We start from the raw sequence: 18,833 nt of genomic DNA on the forward strand, positions 1-18,833 counted from the left end.
CATGATTATGGCTGCTGGTCAGGATATTGATATTTTCTGATTAGTATTCGTCAGAAATAAGCAAAATCCAGACATAGCAACAGAATGATAATATTCCTTGCTGTTGCCGCTGTATGCTTTGTCGCACTTTTGCAGTAGCTCCCCCTGCTACTGCTGTGGCCTCCTACCTTCTGCTCTCTTCGCTTTTCGTCCCACTTTCCCTTTCCATGACCAACTCAACTACCCGGTTCCTCGCATGGGGAATGCTCCTGGCCTTGGCCGTGTCGTGTTCTAAAGACGAGCTACCGGCTCCGCAGGCCGGCACTGCCGTCCAGTCGTCGGATGCTAGCGCCACCCGCGACGGCAACCTGGCGCTCGGCAACCCCAGCGGTGCCGTTACGGATGCCAGCCAGTACTGGAATTACCTGCTCGTAAAGCCCCAGTTCACCATGTCCTATCACCGCGACCGGGCTGTGCCGAACTGGGTGAGCTGGCACCTGAGCAGTGCTTGGCTGGGCAGCACGCCTCGCCAAGACAATTTCGCGCCTGACAATACGCTGCCCTCCGGCTGGTTCAAAGCCAGCAGCAGTAGCTACAGCGGCTCCGGCTTCGACCGGGGCCATAATTGCCCCAGCGCCGACCGTACCGGCTCCGTAGCCGACAACACGGCGACTTTTCTGATGTCGAATATGATGCCGCAGGCTCCCAACAACAACCAGCGTACCTGGGCAAATCTGGAAAACTACTGCCGGACGCTGGTTGATGCCGGCAATGAGCTATACATCATCTGTGGTAGCTACGGCAAAGGCGGCACGGGCTCCAGCGGCTACGCTACCACCGTAGCCAGCGGCAAGATTACTGTACCGGCACGTTGCTGGAAAGTGGTGGTTGTGCTGCCCAATGGCTCCGGCGATGCCAGCCGTGTCACGAGCAGCACCCGCATCATTGCCATCAACACTCCCAACGACAATTCTCTGAACACAAGCTGGGGCACCTACCGCACCTCCGTCGATGCAATTGAGCAGGCTACTGGCTACAATCTGTTGTCAGCGGTGAGCACTACTGTACAAAGCGCCATCGAATCACGGGTGGATACTGGCCCCACCAATTAGCCATGTTGTATCTAGGTCAGCGGTTTTTGGACCCAACGCCTACCAATATTCACCGTTTTGCCGGAAGCCGGAATAGCAAGCGTGATTCTGAGGATCACCGACTTAAGAAGTATATTAACATTCTGTTATTCTGACTTTCGCCTCAACTTCCCGACCTACCATCTCGTACCTTTGTAGTGAGTGAAGTAAGTGGGAAATGTGAAGAGGATGGAGAGCCGCGCTGCAACGCGGCTCTCTGCATTTATGCCCATCTGCGCCTGTGCTACTTCGGCCAGCACACGTAAATGGCAGAATCTATTGTCTACGAAAAAGCCCCGCGCATTTCCTGATCCGGAAAGGTCTCGGGGCTTTTTCGTAACTGACAACTGTCTTATTCTACGGCACCAGCAGCGGGCCGGCTATTCATATAGGAGCGAAATGACATGGCAATTTCGCTAGTGAGCGAGCTGGCCTGAGCAGTTACCCGGCGGTCATTGTGCGTGCGGGCATTGGTCCGTTCGGCCGCCAATTGGGCCACAAATTCCTCGAAAGGCACGGTTTCATCGGGCTTCTTCGGGTCAGGCGCTATTCGCAGCTGGCCTACGCTGTAGTCGTAGCCGGAAGCAAGTGTGTGGAAGACAAATTCGAACTGAACAGGTCGTTCCTGAAGCTGGCCTGATGTAGTCGTGGTTTTGACTTTCACGGTGCCCTCAGCCCGTAGCTCTCCTTTCGCCGCATCAGTGCTGATCAGCTTTTTGGGAGAGTACGAGAAATGGTTTTCTACCCAGTCGGAGGCACGGCGAAATAGTACTGTCTGGTCGGGCTCCTCATCCGCTACCCGTTCGGTATAGCCAGCAGGCATTGCAGTGTCTTGGGCCTGCGCAGTAAGTGCCAGGCTCAGGCATCCACCAATCAAAAAACTGAGTACTACTTTTTTCATCAGGTAGGAAGCAAAAGCAAAGAAACGAGTGACGTACTTTCTAGTGACCCGTCACTTGTACTTGGTGAGGTGATGTATGATTTTAGCAAGAAAGCCCAAGTCCACTATATACCCGAATCGGGGGCTATGGTTGCACCTCAAAAAAGACCCTTGTTTACATCACTTAACAAAAACAAGTAGTTAGTGTAAAGTAGGATTATTTATATGCAAAGACTGTGCGCGAGCTGCAGGATATTGTTGGGTGCCAGGCAACTGCCACAAAGGTAAGGAGGAATGATGGTATGAAGGATGAAAAATATGGTTAAGTAAAGTTGTTGATAGTCAGATTCGTACCGAGCTCTATTACTAGTAGGTGTTAGGAGGTGAAATAGCTCGCCTAATGAGAAGAGACAAAGTTTTCTCCACTAAAAAGTGGGAGCAGTATTTGGTGGCAATAAAACGAAGTAGTACTTTTGAGCCGTGCTTCAACTGAATCAATATCATTTGATGAAGCGTGGGACTGAGCGAAATGCTGTCCTGCGAGATGACCGGAAGGTCATTTCTCCCGTTGACTCTTTCGGTTTTATTGGTTTTGCTTTTTTCACCGCTTCCGTTTTCGAAGCGGTTTTTTTGTGCCCGGCCCACTCGGTCGGCAGCGCCAAGACCATCCTTTCTCCTAGCATTTTCTAACTTCTTCTCACCCTACACTGGTACCCACCATGAACGACACCACCACTCTCACCCAGCAGATGGTAGCCGCCGCTCCTGTTGCCACCCGTAACGTGAATCTGAGCACGGACCCCAATCAGATGGCTGTGTTGCGCTAAAGCAAGCCCGACAAAACCTGGCTCCGGAGGCCGGGGAGGGGTGGCTCGACCAACGGGGTGATGGAAGATCAGAGGGGATTCTGGCGCAAGTCGGTCCGTGGTTGACCACCCCGTTTCGGGCGGTATGTTTTGTTTACACCTAGTCCTGACGAACAGCAAGGGAGTGTTCCTTGCCAACCGATGGATTTTTCTATTTCCAGAACCTATGCAACTCGGACAACTTACGCTGCGGAACCCCGTGTGCCTAGCCGCCGCCAGCTGGCAGCTGGAAGGCGCGGGCTACGAGCGGCTGGGGGCTATCTTCACCCGCACCGTCACGATGGAGCCCCAGCCCGGGCTCTACGAGGAAGGCATCTGGCAGGTAAACGAGCAGACCTTGCTCAACGCCACCCACATGCGCACCGAAAGCGCCGAGATTCTGGTGCAGGAGCACTTGCCCAACCTGCGCCGCTACGGCGTGCCGGTGTTTGTGAGCATCACAGCCCCTGGCATCCCTGGCTTCCGCAAGATTGCCCGCTTCCTGGCCCGCGAAACCGCCGGCCTGATTGCCGGCGTGGAAGTGTACATTGCCCAGCCTGACGCCGGGCAAGGGGAGGAGTTGACCGCGCAGTTTGTGCGCGACGCCACCCAAGCCGTGCGCAACGAGCTAGGCCCCGCGGCTGCAGTCATCGTGAAGCTGCCGCCGTGGCCCGAGCATATTCGGAGCCTGGCGCTGGGGGCGCAGGAAGGCGGGGCCGATGCGTTGGCTGCCACCAACTTGCTCAAAGCCCTGCATTTACCCGACGATGCTACGGCCGCGCCGATGGTCGGGGGATTGTCGGGAGAAGCACTGCGGCCGGTGGCGCTACGGTGCGTGTGGGAACTGGCACACGATGAGCGGATTACGCTGCCTATCTTCGGAACGGGCGGCGTGTTCACGGCCAGCCATGTGACGGATTACCTGCGTTGCGGGGCCTCGGCTGTGCAGATTGCCAGCGGTGAGTGGCTGGAGCCCGGCCTCACGGCCCGCCTAGCCACCGAGTGCGCCCACCTTCACCCTGAAACCGTTTCCTCCGAATGGAAAAGCTAACCCAACGAGTTCAGTACGCCAACAGCCTGCTTTGCGTGGGCCTCGACCCGGTGGGCGACGATGCGCAGGTAGCGCGCCGGCTGGCCGAAGTCATTGACCAAACCAGCGAATACGCCGCCGCCTTCAAGCCCAATCTGGCCTTTTTTCTGAGCCGGGAAAACGGCGTGCAGCTGCTGCGCGAAACCGTGCGGCGCGTGCCGGAAGGCATTCCAGTGATTCTGGACGGCAAGTTCGGCGACATTGCCAACACCGCCGACCACTACGCCCGCTTCGCCTACGACATCATCGGGGCCGACGGCGTGACGGTGAACCCCTACATGGGCGACGACGCCATTGTGCCCTTCGCCCGGCCCGGTAAGCTGGTGTTCGTGCTGGCCAAAACCTCGAACAAGCCCGCGCACTCCTTGCAGGATGTGGCCCTCACCCGCGGCGGCAGCCTCTCGGATTGCGCGGCCACCATTGCCCGCAAGCTCGATGAAGTGCACGGCGGCATTGGGCTGGTGGTAGGCGCCACCAACGCCGAGGCCGTAGCCCGCATGCGCGCCCTCTGCCCCGAACAGTGGTTTCTGGTGCCCGGCGTGGGTGCCCAGGGCGGCGACCTAGCCGCCACCCTTCGCGCCGGCCTCCGCCCCGACGGCGCCGGCCTGCTCATCAATACGTCGCGCGCGTTATGGCAGGCCGAAGATGCCGGCGCCGCCGCCCGGGAGCTGGTGGAGCAAATGAATCAGCTGCGGCCGGTAACGGTGTAAGGCCCTAAATAAGACAGTAGGCTATATGGCAAGCATCTTTAAGCTAGGCGATATTTTGGAAATGGACGGTTTGCCCTGTGTAGTCGTCGGGCTAAGTGGCCAAACTCTTGACAAGATGGATAAAGACGAAGTGCCGGTTCCAGAGGACCATATTGCTGTCTGGTTTGGGGATAACAGTACCAAGAGGAGATCTGAAGGAGGAAGACCAATAACAATGACTGATGTATGGTACATCCCTGAAGATTGTTTCGAGGAAGGGCCACAACCAAAAATCAGACACTAGAAATCAGAGTGCAGAACCACGCTTAGGACACTAATTCAAACAATGACTGTAATATCCGCACACACTCCTCCCACTCCCTTCACCCCCGAAACCCTGGAGCAGCAGCTGTTGCAGGAAGATGCGCTGCTGCGCGGGCACTTCCGTCTGTCCTCGGGCCTGCATTCTGATACCTACGTGCAATGTGCCCGGTTTCTGCGCCGGCCCGACTTAGCCGCGCCGGCCGCGGCGGAGCTGGCCCACCGGATTCAGGCGGCCGGTTTGCAGCCCGATGTGGTAGTGGGGCCGGCTATGGGCGGCGTGGTGATTGGCTACGAGTTGGCCCGGCAATTAGGCGTGCCCGGCATCTTCACGGAGCGCGACGACGCGGGCCAGATGACGCTGCGGCGCGGCTTTACCATCGAGCCTGGCCAGAAAATCGTCATTGCCGAGGACGTGGTGACTACTGGTAAGAGCACCAATGAAGTAGCCCGGCTGCTGGAAGCGCTGGGGGCAAAAGTTTTGGCCGTGGTTAGTTTAATTGACCGCACTAGTGGGAAAGCTGGCCTTTCTTTTCCGAACTTTGCCCTGCTGCCGGTCACGGCGGCTACCTACGCACCCGATGAGTGCCCGCTGTGCCGGGCAGGTATTCCGGTAGTAAAACCGGGCAGTCGGCCCGATAAAGCGTTTTCTTAAACCTACTGCGGCGCAACCGGCGCTTCGGCAAGGCATTTTCGGCGTACCCTGCGTGGGTATGCTTCCTCACGGTGGCAATTTCGCCAGGCGTGGGAAACCCGAAAAATAGACAAACCTCCCTCTTTTGGAAGCTAGCCAAAGAACCATTCAGCTGCTGCTCAAGCCCGGCCAACACGACGGCGAGGGCCAGCGCGTAGCCGAAGCGGCCCACCGCCACCTGGGCCTGCGCACCGGCCGCGTACAAAGCACCGCCCTCTACACGGTGCGCTACCCCCTCTCGGACCAGCAGCTGCGCGACTTCGCCACCCACTGCCTTCAGGACCCGGTGCTGCATGACGTGGCCTTCGATGAGTTCCGCCACGACGCCCACTACCAAAGCTACATCCTCGTCGCCAAGCTGCCCGGCGTCACCGACGACGAAGGCATTTCGGCCCAGAACGCCCTCGGCGACCTTCTCAACGAGCCGCTCGATACTCATACCCAGCACATCTTCTCGAAACGGCTCTACTTCCTCGAAGAAGCCCTGCCCGAGAGCAGTCTGCGCCAACTCGCGCAGGAACTGCTGGGCAACAAGATGATCAACCGCTTCGAAACCGGCCCCATCACCGATATCCGCGACTATACGCCGCGGCCCGGTGGCGGGGCCGAATCGATTACGGAAACCGTGCCGCTGGTTGGTTTGTCGGATGAGGAGCTGCAGAAGCTGTCGAAAGACAATCTCTACGCCCTGAACCTGGAGGAAATGCGCGCCGTGCGCGACCATTACACCAGCACCCGGGAGGAGCGCCAGGCCGCCGGTCTGCCCCAGGATCCGACGGATTGCGAGCTGGAAATCATTGCCCAAACCTGGTCGGAGCACTGCAAGCACAAGGAGTTTTCGGCCCTGATTAAATACAAGGATGCCGACACGGGCGAGGAGTTCGAAGTCGATTCCCTGTTTAAAACTTACATCAAAGACGCCACTTCGGAAGTAGACCGGCAGCTCCGCGCCAACGGCAACGACTGGCTGATTAAGGTGTTCAGCGACAACGCCGGGGCCGTACGCATCAACCCCGAGTCGCTGTTCGTGTGGAAAGTCGAAACCCACAATTCGCCCTCGGCCATCGACCCGTATGGTGGGGCCATCACGGGCATTCTGGGCAACAACCGCGACCCGCTGGCGACTGGCATCGGGGGGGCGCGGCTCTTGTTCAACACCAACGTGCTCTGCTTCGGCAACCCCGAGTTTGATGGCACGCTGCTGAGCAACCAGCTGCACCCGCGCCGCATTTTTGAGGGCGTGCGCAAGGGCATCGAGGACGGCGGCAATAAGTCGGGCGTGCCCACCGTGAACGGCAGCATCGTGTTCGATGACCGGTACGCCGGCAAGCCGCTGGTATATTGCGGCACCGGCGCCGTGATGCCGATGCAGCTGGCCGGGCTGGACTCCTGGGAAAAGAACATCGACGCCCAGGACCGCATCATCATGGCCGGCGGCCGGGTGGGCAAAGACGGCATCCACGGCGCGACGTTCAGCAGCATTGAACTGGACGAAACCTCACCCGCCACGGCCGTGCAGATTGGCTCGCCCATCACCCAGAAGCTGGCTATGGACTTCCTGATCCTGGCCACGCGGCGCGGCCTCATCAAGTGCAGCACCGACAACGGTGCGGGCGGTTTGTCGTCGAGCATTGGCGAGCTGGCCACCATCAGCGGCGGAGCCGTGGTGGAGCTGGAAAAAGTGCCGCTGAAATACCCCGGCCTCCGTCCTTGGGAAATCTTTGTTTCAGAGTCGCAGGAGCGGTTTTCTTTGGCCGTAGAACCCGCCAAGCTGAACGAGCTGCTGGCCTTGGGCCGGGAGATGGAAGTGGAGCTGACCGACATCGGCTATTTCACCGCCGATGGCAGCCTCGACGTGCGTTTTGATGGCGAATCGGTGGCGCGGCTGGACATGGAGTTTCTGCACAACGGCGTACCGCGTAAAGTGCTGGAAGCGGAGTGGAGCAAGCCTACGGCGCAGGAGCCGAATCTGGCGGCTGACCTTGACTATACTGACGTACTGAGCCGCCTGCTGGGCAGCCTCAACATCTGCTCCCGCGAATCGGTGATTCGGCAGTACGACCACGAGGTGAAGGGCCGCACGATTATCAAGCCGCTGATGGGCGCTACCGGCCAGGCCCCGCAGGATGCGGCCGTGGTGCGCTTTAATTTCGAGAGCTGGGAAGGCGTGGCCGTGAGCAACGGCATCCTGCCCCGCTTCGGTGATTTGGACGCCTACCACATGTCGGCCGGCGCGTTTGACGAGGCCGTGCGCCAGATCGTGGCCGTGGGCGGCAAACTGCCCAACCTCAGCTACGGCGACGGCAACTTCTGGTCCGTGAACGACAACTTCTGCGTGCCCGACTCGGTGTACGACCCCATCAGCAACCCCGATGGCAAGCACAAGCTGGCCAAGCTGGTGCGCATGTGCCAAGCCCTGCGCGACGCCACGGCGGCCTACTGCATCCCGCTCACCTCGGGCAAGGACTCGATGAAAAACGACTTCAAAGCCGACGGCGTGAAGATTTCGGTGCCGCCCACGGTGCTGTACTCCATGACCGCCAAGATGGAGGATGTCCGCAAAGCCATTACGTCCGACTTCAAGCAGGCCGATGACGTGGTGTACCTGCTGGGTGAAACCTACGACGAGCTGGGCGGCTCGGAGTTCTATCAGCTTTTCGGCGAGCTGGGGGCCAACGTGCCCAAAGTGCGCTTCGAGCAGGCCAAAGCCCTCTACACGCTGATGGGCCAGGCCAACGACCAGGGCCTGATTCAGAGCTGCCACGACTTGTCGGATGGCGGCCTGGCAGTGACGCTGGCCGAGGCGACGTTTGGCTACGGTTTCGGGGCCGAGGTGGAATTACCGGAAGGCCTGCCGGTGCATGTGCAGCTGTTTTCAGAGTCGCACTCCCGGTTTGTAGCCACGGTGGCCCCCGAGGATGTGGTGGCGTTTGAGCAGCACTTCGGCGGGCGCGCCACGCGCCTGGGCCGCGTCACGCCGGATGGCCAGCTGACGGTACAACAGGCGGGTAAAACCATCATTGCGGCCAGCACGGCGGCTCTGCGCCACGAGTGGACCAACGGTCCGGTAAACCGCATTATCGGCTTCGGCCACCCCGAAACCGCGCACTAATCATGGAACAGACTCCCCAACTGCCGGACCAGCACACGCCCCCGCGCCCCCAGCACGACGACCCCGGCCACGAAATCGTGAACCGCGAAGGCCAGATTGTGCTGCCCGGCTACAAAAGCGTTGACCCCGGCCACGAATCCGCCGAGCCACTGAAAAGCAAGGAACAGCCCGTTGACCAACAACCAACAACTAACAACCAGCAACCAGTACAGGCCCTGATCCTGACGGGTTTCGGTATCAACTGCGAGGAAGAGTTTGCCGCCGCGTATAAGCTGGCCGGCGCGGAAGCTACCATCGTGCATCTCAACCAAGTGCTGCACGGCCACGTCAGCATCCACGACTACGACATCCTGAACTTCCCCGGCGGCTTCTCCTTCGGCGACGACTTGGGCTCGGGCGTAGTGCTGGCCAACAAGCTGCGCTACCGCCGCAACGCCGAGGGCCGCACGCTGCTCGATGATATCAAGGAGTTCATTGCCAACGGCAAGCACGTGATGGGCATCTGCAACGGCTTCCAGGTGCTGGTGAAGCTGGGTTTGCTGCCCGACCTGAGCGGCACCGTGACGCCCGAAGTAACCCTGACCCACAACGCCTCGGGCCGCTACGAGGACCGCTGGGTGAAGCTCAAAGTCAACCCAAAGGCAAACTCGCCCTTCCTCAAGGGCCTAGACACGCTGGAAGTGCCCGTGCGCCACGGCGAGGGGCGCCTCATTATTCAGGATGCCGCCACGCTGGCCGCCATCGAAGCCGGTGGTCTGAACTGCCTGGCCTACACCGATTTCGACGGCTCGCCCACCGAAGTCTACCCTTTCAATCCCAACGGCGCCGACCTGAACTGCGCGGGGCTCACGGATACGACCGGTCGCGTGTTTGGACTAATGCCGCATCCGGAGGCGTTTTTGTCGCTGTATAACCACCCGGATTGGGCGCGGCGCAAGCGCCAGAACCCGAATCTGAGTGAGGAAGGCGACGGGTTGAAGCTGTTCCGCAACATCGTGCAGCACGTGCAAAGCCAGCGCCCCGCCACCGTAGCGCAGCCAGCAGCCCACCAGTTTTCATCCTAACGAGCCATCTGCCAGCCCCGCCGGTTGACACCCTCTCATATGAACACCCTCAACCACTTCGATACTCCCCAGCTTGAACTCCTGCACCGTGGCAAGGTCCGTGATTCGTACCGCGCCCCTTCCGGTGAGCGGCTTATCGTGGTTACTGACCGGCTGTCGGCGTTTGACTCGGTGCTGGAAACGCCCGTGGCCCACAAAGGCGCGGTGCTGAACGGGCTGGCCGCTTTCTGGTTTGACAAAACCCGGCACATCATCCCGAACCACGTGATTTCGCTGCCCGACCCGAACGTGACGCTGGCCCAGGAAGCCGAGCCGATTCGGGTGGAGATGGTGGTGCGCAACTACCTCACGGGCTCCATGCTGCGCGGCTACCAGCAGGGCCAGCGCACATTTTCGGGCGTAACCGTGCCGGATGGCCTGACCAAGCACCAGCAGTTCCCCGAGCCCATTGTAACGCCGACCACCAAGGAGGAATCGGACCGCGAGATTACGCCGGAAAACCTCGTGTCGGAAGGCTGGGTGTCGCAGGAACTGTACGAGCAGATGCGGGTGAAGTCGTTGGAGCTGTTCAGCTTCGCTTCGGCGTGGATGGCCGAGCGCGGCATCATTCTGGTGGACACCAAGTATGAGTTTGGCTTGCTGAACGGGGAGCTGATGCTGATTGACGAAATCCACACGCCCGATTCGTCGCGGTTCTGGAGCGCCGAGGACTACGCCCGCAACCCGGAGACGGCCGAGCAGATGGACAAGGAGTACGTGCGCCAGTGGCTGATTGCCAACAAGCAGGACGGCCTGTACCCCCGCGCCCTCACGCCCGAAGTATCTGCCGAAGCCACCCGTCGCTACCTCGATATCTACGAGCGTATCACGGGCGCTCCGCTGCCCACCGGCAACGAAGTCACTCCCGGTGGCGACGTACAAGCCCGCCTCGTGGGCAACCTAGTGCGTGCTGGTATCATGAAAGAAACCATCTGAAATGGAGTCCTCGCAGGCGAAAAAGCTGGTAATCGATTACATCGAAGCGTATAACCGCTTTGATGTGGCCGGTATGCTGGCGCCGTTGCACGACGAGGTGATATTTCGGAACGTAACCGGCGGCGAAGTCAGCCTGACCATCCACGGTAAGGCAGAGTTCCAGGTGCAGGCCGAGCAAGCCAGGCAGTATTTCTCTCAACGGGAGCAGCGGGTCACCAACTGGCAGATAACCGATAACCACGTGGAAGTGCTCATTGACTACTCAGCCGTGGCGGCTATAGATTTGCCTAACGGCCTGAAAGCGGGCGATACGCTGCAACTGCAGGGTAAGTCGGTGTTCCTGTTTTCCGCCGGAAAAATTAGTGCCATTGACGATATTAGTTAGAACGACTCTGCGCACCTCTGCGAAACCTTCTGCGCCCTCTGCGGGAAACAACACTAGAACGACACCGTGACGAATTCAACACCCATAGTACTCCTCGGCGGCGGGGCCCGTGAACACGCCATGGCGTGGAAGCTGACCCGCGACGGCGCTACCGTGCACGTGCTGCCCGGCAACGCCGGCATCCCCAACAGCCACCCCGAAATCAGCGCCACCGACTTCCCGGCCATCAAAGCCTTCTGCGAAGCGCAGGGCGTGAAACTGATCGTGGTAGGGCCGGAGGCTCCTCTGGCGGCGGGCGTCACGGACTTCTTTCAGGGCTCCGATATCCGGGTGTTTGGGCCGGGGCGCGCCGGGGCTACGCTGGAAAGCTCTAAGGTGTGGAGCAAGGATTTCATGCGCCGCCACGGCGTAGCCACGGCCCTGTCCTGGCAGTTCCGCAGCGACAAGATGGACGCCGCCCGCGCCAAAGCCGCCGAGTTGAACGGCGACGTGGTGGTGAAATTCGACGGGCTGGCCGCCGGCAAAGGCGTGTATGTCTGCTCCTCGGTAGAAGAAGCCCACGCCGCCCTCGACGAGTTGGCCCGCCTGCACAGCGGCTGGTTCAGCTTCCTGCTCGAAGAAAAGCTCACCGGCCCTGAAATTAGCATCATCGGCATCACCGATGGCAACCGCATCCGGCTGCTGACGCCTTCCCAGGACCACAAGCAACTGCTGGCCGGCGACCAGGGCCCCAACACCGGCGGCATGGGTGCCTACTGCCCAGTCCCGTTCGCCGACGACAACGTGCTGGCCGCCATCCGCACCGATATCATCGACCCCACGCTACGCGGGCTGCAAAACGAGCAGTTCGACTTTAACGGCTTCCTGTACTTCGGTATCATGCTCACGCCGCAGGGCCCCAAGCTGCTGGAATACAACACCCGCCTCGGCGACCCCGAAGCCGAAGTCCTGTTACCCGCCCTGGAAAGCAGTTTGCTCGAGCTGATTGAAGCCACCCTCGACGGCAAGCTGCAGCAAACCGTGGTGCGCCAACGGCGTGGCTACTACGTGGGCGTGGTGCTGGCCTCGGGCGGCTATCCCGCCGCCAGCTTCCCCACCGGCTTCCCCATTACCGGCCTCGACCAGCTGCACCCCAGTATTCTGGCCTTCCACGGCGCCACCAAGCGCACTGAAACCGGCGAATTGGTAACCAATGGCGGCCGGGTGCTGGTGCTGGTCGGCCACGGCGAGGAACTGGAAGACGCGGTAGCCCACGTGTACCGCGAAACAGAACGAGTTAACTTCCAGGATGCCTACATCCGCACTGACATCGGCCAGCGGCCGGAACCGACCCTTGCCGGCAACTGGTAACCATAGCACCCGCAAACAGCGCCTGGCCATTTTGCTGTCGGGCCGGGGCTCCAATATGGTGGCCCTGGTAAACGCCGTGCAAACAGGCGTGCTGCAGGACTTGGCCGAAGTAGCTGTAGTATTCAGCAATAAGCCCGATGCGCCCGGTCTGGAAACGGCGGCGGCTTTGGGCTGCCCTACGGCCAGCCGCAGCAGCCAGGGCCGCAAGCGGGCCGAGTTTGATGCCGAAGTGGTGGAGGCACTGCAAACGTATCAGCCCGACTACGTGGTGCTGGCCGGCTACATGCGGATTCTGTCGCCTACGTTCATCCGGGCGTTTGCGGGCCGCATCCTCAACATTCACCCCGCCGACACTCACCAGCACCAAGGCCTGCACGCCTACGAGTGGGCCTTCGACAACCACCTGCCCGAAACCAAAATCACGGTGCATCTGGTGGACGAAGGCCTCGACACCGGACCTATTTTGGCCCAGCACGCTGTTGACTTGCAGGGTGCCACCACCCTGGCCGAAGTAGAGCGCCGCGGCCTGGCTGTGGAGCACCGCGTGTACGCCGAAACCTTAGCGGAACTCATCAAAAAAGAACTTCATACTGCGCCTGTCGGAGCATCTCGCGTGGCGTCGTCTGAATAGTAATCCAACGTCAGCATGCGAGATGCCTCGGCAAGCGGCCGCTAGATCAAGCATGACGTTCTTAAATTTTACCCTGTAACCACCCGATTGCCATGTGCGGAATAGTAGGTTTTTACGGTCCTGATGACGTTGCGCACGATATCGTGTTCGGCCTCACCGCGCTCCAGCACCGCGGCCAGGACGCGGCCGGTATTGCCACCTTCGACGAGAACTTTCACCTCTGCAAGGGCAACGGCCTCATCTCCGACGTGTTCAAGCCCAAGCAGCTCAAGAAGTTGAAGGGCAACATCGGCATCGGCCACGCGCGCTACACCACCCAGGGTTCCGGCGACGCCGAGTTGGCCCAGCCGTTTACCACCAGCTACCCGTTTGGGCTCTCGATGGTGCACAACGGCAACGTCATCAACTTCCGCTCGGCTGCCAAGCGCCTGCACGAGAAGTACCACGTGCTGCCCAAAACCAGCAACGACCTGGAACTGATCATGTACACCTTCGCTTCGGAGCTGCGCCTGAAAAACCTCGATGCGCTGTCGGTGGTGGATATTTTCGATGCCGTAGAGACGACGCAGGAGCTGGTGAAGGGCGCCTACGCTACCATCACCATCATTGCCGGGCACGGCCTGCTGGCCTTCAACGATCCGCTGGGTATCCGGCCATTGGTGCTGGGCCGCCGCGAAACGGAACGCGGCCCCGTTTTCGCCTTCGCCTCGGAAAGTACCTGCTTTGATTATCTGGGTTTCGAGTTCGTGGAAAACGTAGGCCCCGGCCAGGCGGTGTTCATCGACAAGAACTTTAAGGTGCACCACAAAAACCAGCAGGAGCAGCCCAAAAACTTCTGTGTGTTTGAGCACATCTACTTCGCCCGCGAAGATTCCACCATCCACGGCCGGCTGGTGGCGCGCGAGCGGGTGCGGCTAGGCAAGATGCTGGCCCGCAAGGTTATCGAATCAGGCATTCAGCCCGATATGGTGATTGATGTGCCGTCGTCGGGCTATTTCTCGGCCTCTGGTTTGGCCGAAGCTATTGGGGTGCCCTACCGCCGGGCGCTGGTTAAGAACAATCACATGGGCCGCTCCTTCATCGTGAGCAGCCAGGCCGGCCGCGAGGATATCGTGAAGAAAAAGCTGAACCCCATTCGGGAGTTTGTGGAAGGCAAGAAAGTGGCCGTGGTGGACGACAGCATCGTGCGTGGTACTACGTCGCGGCGCATTGTGCGCATTCTGCGCGAGGCCGGCGCGGCTGAGGTGTACTTCATCAGCAGCGCCCCGCCCATCATTGCGCCCTGTATCTACGGCATTGATATGGCCATGAGCACTGAGCTGATTGCGGCCAACTACACCGAAGAAGAAATCTGCCGCTACATTGAGGCCGACAAAGTGATTTACCAATCGGTGGAGGATTTGCAGGAGTTGTTTGCGGAGGACAAAGGTCACGGCGGCTCTTGCTTTGCCTGCTTCACCGGCAACTACCCCACCGGCGACGTGACCAAGTACCTGCGCCATATCCAGGAGGAGCGCCAAAGCCACCGCTCCGACAAGAAAGGCTCTGATGTCATTCCGTCCGTCAGCGCCAAAGCCCCCGAGCCTACCGAGCACTAACTCAATCTGCCTGTCATCCTGAGCGGAGCGAAGGACCCTAGCATCTCTGAATTACTCGTTCCTGAGTAATAATGTCCTTCGCTCCGCTTAAGATGACGACAGACGCATTTCCTGATTAGACTCTCTCATGAGCCAGACTTCCGCCGATACCAACCTCAAAGCCACCGCCGGCTACTCCATCGAAGAAGGCAACGCCGCTTCCAAGAACGCCTATAACTGGGCGCAGAAAACATTTAGCACCCGCGCTGGCAAGCCCGGTGAGCCGGCCCAAGACCTGGCGGGCGGCTTCTCCAACGAAATCCGGTTCGGGGCCGAGCGGCTGGGCATCGGCTCCGATGGTATCGGAACCAAGATTGAAGTGGCTGAGCGCCTGGACCGCTACGACACGTTGGGCTACGACCTGATTGCCATGGTGGCCGACGATTTGGTAGTGGCCGGTTTCATCCCCACCAACCTCTCCAATATCATCGACGTGAACACCCTCAACTACGAGGTGGTGGACGAGCTCATGCGCGGCCTGCACGACGCGGCCCAGTTCAGCCAGGTAGCCGTAACGGGCGGCGAAATTGCCGAGCTGGGCAACCGAATCGGCGGCTACCCCGGCGCGAAAATGAACTTCAACTGGTGCTCGACGGCCGTGGGCGTGCTGCACCCGAGCCTGGAGCGCCCTCTGAGCGGCGCCAACGTGCGCGCCGGCCAGGCCGTGGTGGCGCTTCGTTCCCCGTCCTTCCGCTCCAACGGTTACTCTCTGGCCCGCCGTGCTCTCACCAAAGCCTTCGGTGAGAAATGGCATGAGGCACCCTACACCGGCGCTGATGCTGCCGAAATGGGCCAGACCTGGGGCGAGGTAATGCTGGCCCCCTCGCTCATCTTCTCGCCGGGCGTGGCGGCGGTGCTGGATACCAGCCTGCCCCTGCACGCAGCCGCGCACATCACCGGCGGCGGCATTGCCGACAACTTCCGGCGCGTGCTCAAGAATGGGGTCGGTGCGGAACTAGATAACCTGTTTGCGCCCCTGCCCGCTATGCAGCAGCTGGCCGAGTTGGCCGGCATCATGCCCACCGAAGCCTATCTCTACTGGAACATGGGCAACGGTATGCTGCTCGTAACGGAGCCCGAGCAGGCCGAAGCCGTAGCCGAAACCCTGCGCACCCACGGCTACCAGGCCCAGGTAGCCGGCCGCATCACCCCAGAAACCGATGTGGTATTGCGCGTAGGAGCCGGCGAGTTGCGCTATAAGGCGTAGCCTTGGTAGTTAAAACGCTGTCATCCTGACAAAGGAAGGACCTTATTACGCTGAAACGCCGTGCGAACGACTGATGTCAGCGTAATAAGGTTCTTCCTTTGTCAGGATGATAGGTGGGAGCTGCGTGCTTGCTAAGCTGTTACCGGCTCAATATCAAATCCGGCCTGCAACACAGCCTTCATCACCTGTTCCGGAATGACGTTTGCGCCTTCCACAGTCAGGATTTTGGCGGGGTTATCGGTGTCTACGTTCCACTTCTGCACGGTAGGTTCGGCGTCGAGGAAAGGCGTGACGGCGCGCAGGCAGTTAGCGCAATTGATGCTGGTTTTGAATTTCAGAGTGGGCATAATAAGTTGGCTGTAGGCTGCTGCGGTAACTGGGGCAACCGGCAGCGGCGGGTGAGTTGCCATAACAACGAAACAGTAGCAAAAGTAGCTGCCAGCATACGCTTTGAAGTATAGACTTTGGCTGGCTTAGTACAGAGTTTTGCCGGGCTGTTTACCTCATAGGGTTCATGCTTGAAAGCCCGCCATACTTCGCCAATCTCATTACCACAGGCTTCCTCAAGACTCCTTTACAACAAAATCAGCTCGCTGCACTGGCTACAGCAACTGCTTCTCCAAAAATCAGCTTCGTGCAGAGCTGCATTTAGGATAGCTGCCTCCATAACTCAAAGCGGCAGACAAATAGTTACTTCCGTACCCTGGCCTTCCTGGCTCGTGACGCTGAACGTGCCATCGTGCCCTTTCACGATAATGTCGTAGCTGAGCGACAGACCCAGGCCGGTGCCTTCGCCGGGTGGCTTGGTAGTGAAGAAAGGCTGGAAGATTTTCTGCTGTATTTCCTCACTCATGCCGGTGCCATTGTCCTGCACCCGAATCTGGACCTGCTGGCTTAGGCGCTTTGTGTGAATTATCAATTCCGGCGTGTAGTCGGATTGGCCTAGCGCCTGGCGCTCCTGCAGCGCATAAAAAGCGTTGGTGCACAGGTTGAGCATCACCCGGCCGATGTCCTGCGGCACTACGTTCAGCTTCGGCATCAGGGCATCCAAGTCAGAAACCAACGTGGCGCCAAACGACTTGTTTTTGGCCCGGAAGCTTTGGTAGGCCAGCGACAAGTGCTCGGCTACCAGCGTATTCAGGTCAGTAAGCTCGCGGTGGCCGGCGCTGGCGTGCGAGTGCTGCAGCATACCCTTCACAATATTGTCGGCCCGCTGGCCGTGCTGTGTTATCTTCTGCAGATTCTGCGTCAGGCTTTCCAGTAGCTCGGTGGCATAGGCTTTTTCAGCTTCGGGAAGCTGCTGCCACGGTCCGTCCATAAATTCCTCCACGAGTTCAGTACTGACTTCGGAAAAGTTGTTGACGAAGTTGAGTGGATTCTGGATTTCATGCGCAATGCCTGCCGTAAGCTCGCCTAAGCTCGCCATTTTCTCCCGCTGAATAAGCTGGTTTTGCGCAGCTTTTAGCTCCGTTAAGGCGCGTGTCAGGTCGTCGCGCTGGCTGGCAATCTGGGCGTTCTTCTCGTTGAGGTGGCGGTTAGCGCGCTGCTTTATATAGACGTTGCGCCACAATAGGCCCGCCATCAGTACGGCCCCCGCTAGTCCCGCCCACAAGCCATACATCTGCTGCCGCTGGCGGGCACTTTTTTGCTCCTGTAGCTGGCGGGTTTTGGTCAGCAGCTCAATCTGGTTTTGCTTTTTGTCCAGCTCGTACCCGTAGCGCAAGGCGCTGGTTTTGCGCTGGGTCGCCTCGCCCGCCAACGTGTCCTGATAAGCAGCAAACAGCCGTTGGAAGCGGTAGGCTTCCTGGTAGTTGCCGACGTCGGCGTATGCCTGGGCCAGAATTTCGGTGGCGTCGCTGAGGTTGCCATTGCTGCGGTTTTTTTGGCTGAGCTGCATGCCATGGCGCGCCAGTGCAATAGCACTGTCAGGTTGGTGCAGGAGCAGGTAGGCACGCGCCAGCAGTATCTCTACTGCCGGCAGGTTGAACCCATCACTGGTTGCCCGAACCAGTTTTCGGGCGCGCTGACCATGCCGCAAGGCCCGGGCCGCGTTGCCCTGTTGGCTATACACCTCGGCCATTCCAATTTCGTTGACCAGCTGGTTCTGCGTATCACTCATGCGCCGGCTCACGGACACCGCCCGCCGAAAGTAGTACAGTGCTTGGGGCCAGTTCTGCTGTTGCTGGTAGGTGCTGCCAAGGCTATTGAGCACGGCTGCCACTACTTGCTGGTCATCGAGCTTGCGGCCGTCTTCGAGGGCTTTGGTGAGGACTAATTTAGCCCCTTCGTAGTCCCCAATTTTCCAGTAGATGCTGCCCAACGTAGCTCGCAACTGGGTTTGGGTGGCTAGGTCGTTGCTTTTTTCGGCCAGCGGCAGGCCCCGTAGCGCCCAGGCCAGCGCGGCGGTGAGGTTGCTCTGCTGCAAATCAATGAGGCTCAGTTCCAGGCAGGCCCGGGCTTCGCGGCGGTGGTCGTGGCTACGCTCAAACAGTTCCTGTGCCTGCCTCGTGTATACTCGCGCAGAGTCGTAAGCCGCGAGCCGTCGGTGCAGGATGCTCAGCCACAACAAGCTGCGCCCGATACCGGCTGTGTCGGCTACCTGCTGCGATAAGCCCAGTGCCTGCCGGCTCAGATGAAGGGCTTGGGGCGCATCGGTAGAGGCTAGCTGCAATACCAAGGCGTGCAAACGCCGCACCCGCGTTGTATCGGCGCGGGCTTGAGTGCGCAACAGGTGCCGCAAACTGTCAACCGCACGGTTCTGGGCGTGGCCGGGCCCGATGCAGAGCATTCCCAGTGCCAAAAGTAGTAGTATGGCGCGGGAGCTGTGCATAGACAATAGAGTGA

The 18,833-nt window shown here is 59.6% G+C and carries 15 protein-coding genes; 12 read left to right on the forward strand and 3 right to left on the reverse strand.

Going from position 1 to position 18,833, the window contains the following annotated elements; genetic code table 11:
- The first annotated feature begins 206 nt into the window (after positions 1-206).
- A complete protein-coding gene (locus tag H4317_RS02165; RefSeq protein ID WP_185888559.1) occupies positions 207-1,091 on the forward strand; it encodes a DNA/RNA non-specific endonuclease in 885 nt (294 codons plus the stop codon).
- Positions 1,092-1,461: 370 nt separating this feature from the next.
- Here H4317_RS02165 and H4317_RS02170 read toward each other — a convergent pair whose 3' ends face one another.
- The gene (locus tag H4317_RS02170) at positions 1,462-2,010 is read right to left on the reverse strand and encodes a DUF4468 domain-containing protein (protein WP_185888560.1); all 549 of its coding nucleotides are present in this window, start codon (positions 2,008-2,010) and stop codon (positions 1,462-1,464) included.
- Positions 2,011-3,021: 1,011 nt separating this feature from the next.
- On the opposite strand from H4317_RS02170, the gene H4317_RS02175 reads away from it, so the two are divergent.
- From H4317_RS02175 to H4317_RS02225, 11 genes are all read left to right on the forward strand, one after another.
- A complete protein-coding gene (locus tag H4317_RS02175) occupies positions 3,022-3,885 on the forward strand; it encodes a dihydroorotate dehydrogenase (RefSeq protein WP_185888561.1) in 864 nt (287 codons plus the stop codon).
- On the forward strand, positions 3,873-4,634 hold the full coding sequence (gene pyrF, locus H4317_RS02180; RefSeq protein WP_185888562.1) for an orotidine-5'-phosphate decarboxylase: 762 nt from the start codon (positions 3,873-3,875) through the stop codon (positions 4,632-4,634). The genes H4317_RS02175 and pyrF overlap by 13 nt, the downstream gene beginning before the upstream one ends.
- A gap of 325 nt (positions 4,635-4,959) precedes the next feature.
- A complete protein-coding gene (gene pyrE / locus H4317_RS02185; RefSeq protein ID WP_185888563.1) occupies positions 4,960-5,589 on the forward strand; it encodes an orotate phosphoribosyltransferase in 630 nt (209 codons plus the stop codon).
- A 124-nt stretch (positions 5,590-5,713) separates the two neighbouring features.
- Positions 5,714-8,740: a phosphoribosylformylglycinamidine synthase subunit PurL gene (locus H4317_RS02190; protein ID WP_185888564.1), complete on the forward strand. Its 3,027-nt coding sequence runs from the start codon at positions 5,714-5,716 to the stop codon at positions 8,738-8,740.
- A gap of 2 nt (positions 8,741-8,742) precedes the next feature.
- Positions 8,743-9,804: a phosphoribosylformylglycinamidine synthase subunit PurQ gene (locus tag H4317_RS02195; RefSeq protein WP_185888565.1), complete on the forward strand. Its 1,062-nt coding sequence runs from the start codon at positions 8,743-8,745 to the stop codon at positions 9,802-9,804.
- A 39-nt stretch (positions 9,805-9,843) separates the two neighbouring features.
- Positions 9,844-10,779, forward strand: coding sequence for a phosphoribosylaminoimidazolesuccinocarboxamide synthase (locus H4317_RS02200; protein WP_185888566.1), 936 nt, complete (start codon positions 9,844-9,846; stop codon positions 10,777-10,779).
- 1 nt (position 10,780) lies between these two features.
- Entirely contained in the window at positions 10,781-11,164 is a 384-nt protein-coding gene (locus tag H4317_RS02205; RefSeq protein ID WP_185888567.1) for a nuclear transport factor 2 family protein, read from the forward strand.
- Between the two features lie 66 nt (positions 11,165-11,230).
- The gene (gene purD, locus H4317_RS02210) at positions 11,231-12,514 is read left to right on the forward strand and encodes a phosphoribosylamine--glycine ligase (RefSeq protein WP_221899178.1); all 1,284 of its coding nucleotides are present in this window, start codon (positions 11,231-11,233) and stop codon (positions 12,512-12,514) included.
- Positions 12,453-13,145 carry a phosphoribosylglycinamide formyltransferase gene (purN, locus tag H4317_RS02215; RefSeq protein ID WP_185888568.1) on the forward strand — a complete coding sequence of 231 codons (693 nt, stop codon included), beginning with the start codon at positions 12,453-12,455 and terminating at the stop codon, positions 13,143-13,145. Before purD ends, purN begins: the two co-directional genes overlap by 62 nt.
- Before the next feature lie 92 nt (positions 13,146-13,237).
- Positions 13,238-14,743 carry an amidophosphoribosyltransferase gene (purF, locus tag H4317_RS02220; RefSeq protein WP_185888569.1) on the forward strand — a complete coding sequence of 502 codons (1,506 nt, stop codon included), beginning with the start codon at positions 13,238-13,240 and terminating at the stop codon, positions 14,741-14,743.
- 127 nt (positions 14,744-14,870) lie between these two features.
- Positions 14,871-15,989 (forward strand): AIR synthase-related protein, encoded by a 1,119-nt coding sequence (locus tag H4317_RS02225; protein ID WP_185888570.1) that lies wholly within the window; start codon positions 14,871-14,873, stop codon positions 15,987-15,989.
- A gap of 131 nt (positions 15,990-16,120) precedes the next feature.
- On the opposite strand, the gene H4317_RS02230 is transcribed toward H4317_RS02225, so the two are convergent.
- Both H4317_RS02230 and H4317_RS02235 read right to left on the reverse strand, forming a co-directional pair.
- On the reverse strand, positions 16,121-16,336 hold the full coding sequence (locus tag H4317_RS02230) for a heavy-metal-associated domain-containing protein (protein ID WP_185888571.1): 216 nt from the start codon (positions 16,334-16,336) through the stop codon (positions 16,121-16,123).
- A 323-nt stretch (positions 16,337-16,659) separates the two neighbouring features.
- Positions 16,660-18,819, reverse strand: coding sequence for an ATP-binding protein (locus H4317_RS02235; protein WP_185888572.1), 2,160 nt, complete (start codon positions 18,817-18,819; stop codon positions 16,660-16,662).
- Positions 18,820-18,833 lie beyond the last annotated feature (14 nt).

This window comes from Hymenobacter sediminicola, from assembly GCF_014250515.1.
GTDB lineage: Bacteria > Bacteroidota > Bacteroidia > Cytophagales > Hymenobacteraceae > Hymenobacter > Hymenobacter sediminicola.

Excerpts from the sequence above, each read along its gene's own strand:
- H4317_RS02165 (WP_185888559.1), top strand. The coding sequence starts at position 207 with ATGACCAACTCAACTACCCGGTTCCTCGCATGGGGAATGCTCCTGGCC.
- H4317_RS02170 (WP_185888560.1), bottom strand. The coding sequence starts at position 2,010 with ATGAAAAAAGTAGTACTCAGTTTTTTGATTGGTGGATGCCTGAGCCTG.
- H4317_RS02175 (WP_185888561.1), top strand. The coding sequence starts at position 3,022 with ATGCAACTCGGACAACTTACGCTGCGGAACCCCGTGTGCCTAGCCGCC.
- pyrF (WP_185888562.1), top strand. The coding sequence starts at position 3,873 with ATGGAAAAGCTAACCCAACGAGTTCAGTACGCCAACAGCCTGCTTTGC.
- pyrE (WP_185888563.1), top strand. The coding sequence starts at position 4,960 with ATGACTGTAATATCCGCACACACTCCTCCCACTCCCTTCACCCCCGAA.
- H4317_RS02195 (WP_185888565.1), top strand. The coding sequence starts at position 8,743 with ATGGAACAGACTCCCCAACTGCCGGACCAGCACACGCCCCCGCGCCCC.
- H4317_RS02200 (WP_185888566.1), top strand. The coding sequence starts at position 9,844 with ATGAACACCCTCAACCACTTCGATACTCCCCAGCTTGAACTCCTGCAC.
- H4317_RS02205 (WP_185888567.1), top strand. The coding sequence starts at position 10,781 with ATGGAGTCCTCGCAGGCGAAAAAGCTGGTAATCGATTACATCGAAGCG.
- purN (WP_185888568.1), top strand. The coding sequence starts at position 12,453 with ATGCCTACATCCGCACTGACATCGGCCAGCGGCCGGAACCGACCCTTG.
- purF (WP_185888569.1), top strand. The coding sequence starts at position 13,238 with ATGTGCGGAATAGTAGGTTTTTACGGTCCTGATGACGTTGCGCACGAT.
- H4317_RS02225 (WP_185888570.1), top strand. The coding sequence starts at position 14,871 with ATGAGCCAGACTTCCGCCGATACCAACCTCAAAGCCACCGCCGGCTAC.
- H4317_RS02230 (WP_185888571.1), bottom strand. The coding sequence starts at position 16,336 with ATGCCCACTCTGAAATTCAAAACCAGCATCAATTGCGCTAACTGCCTG.
- H4317_RS02235 (WP_185888572.1), bottom strand. The coding sequence starts at position 18,819 with ATGCACAGCTCCCGCGCCATACTACTACTTTTGGCACTGGGAATGCTC.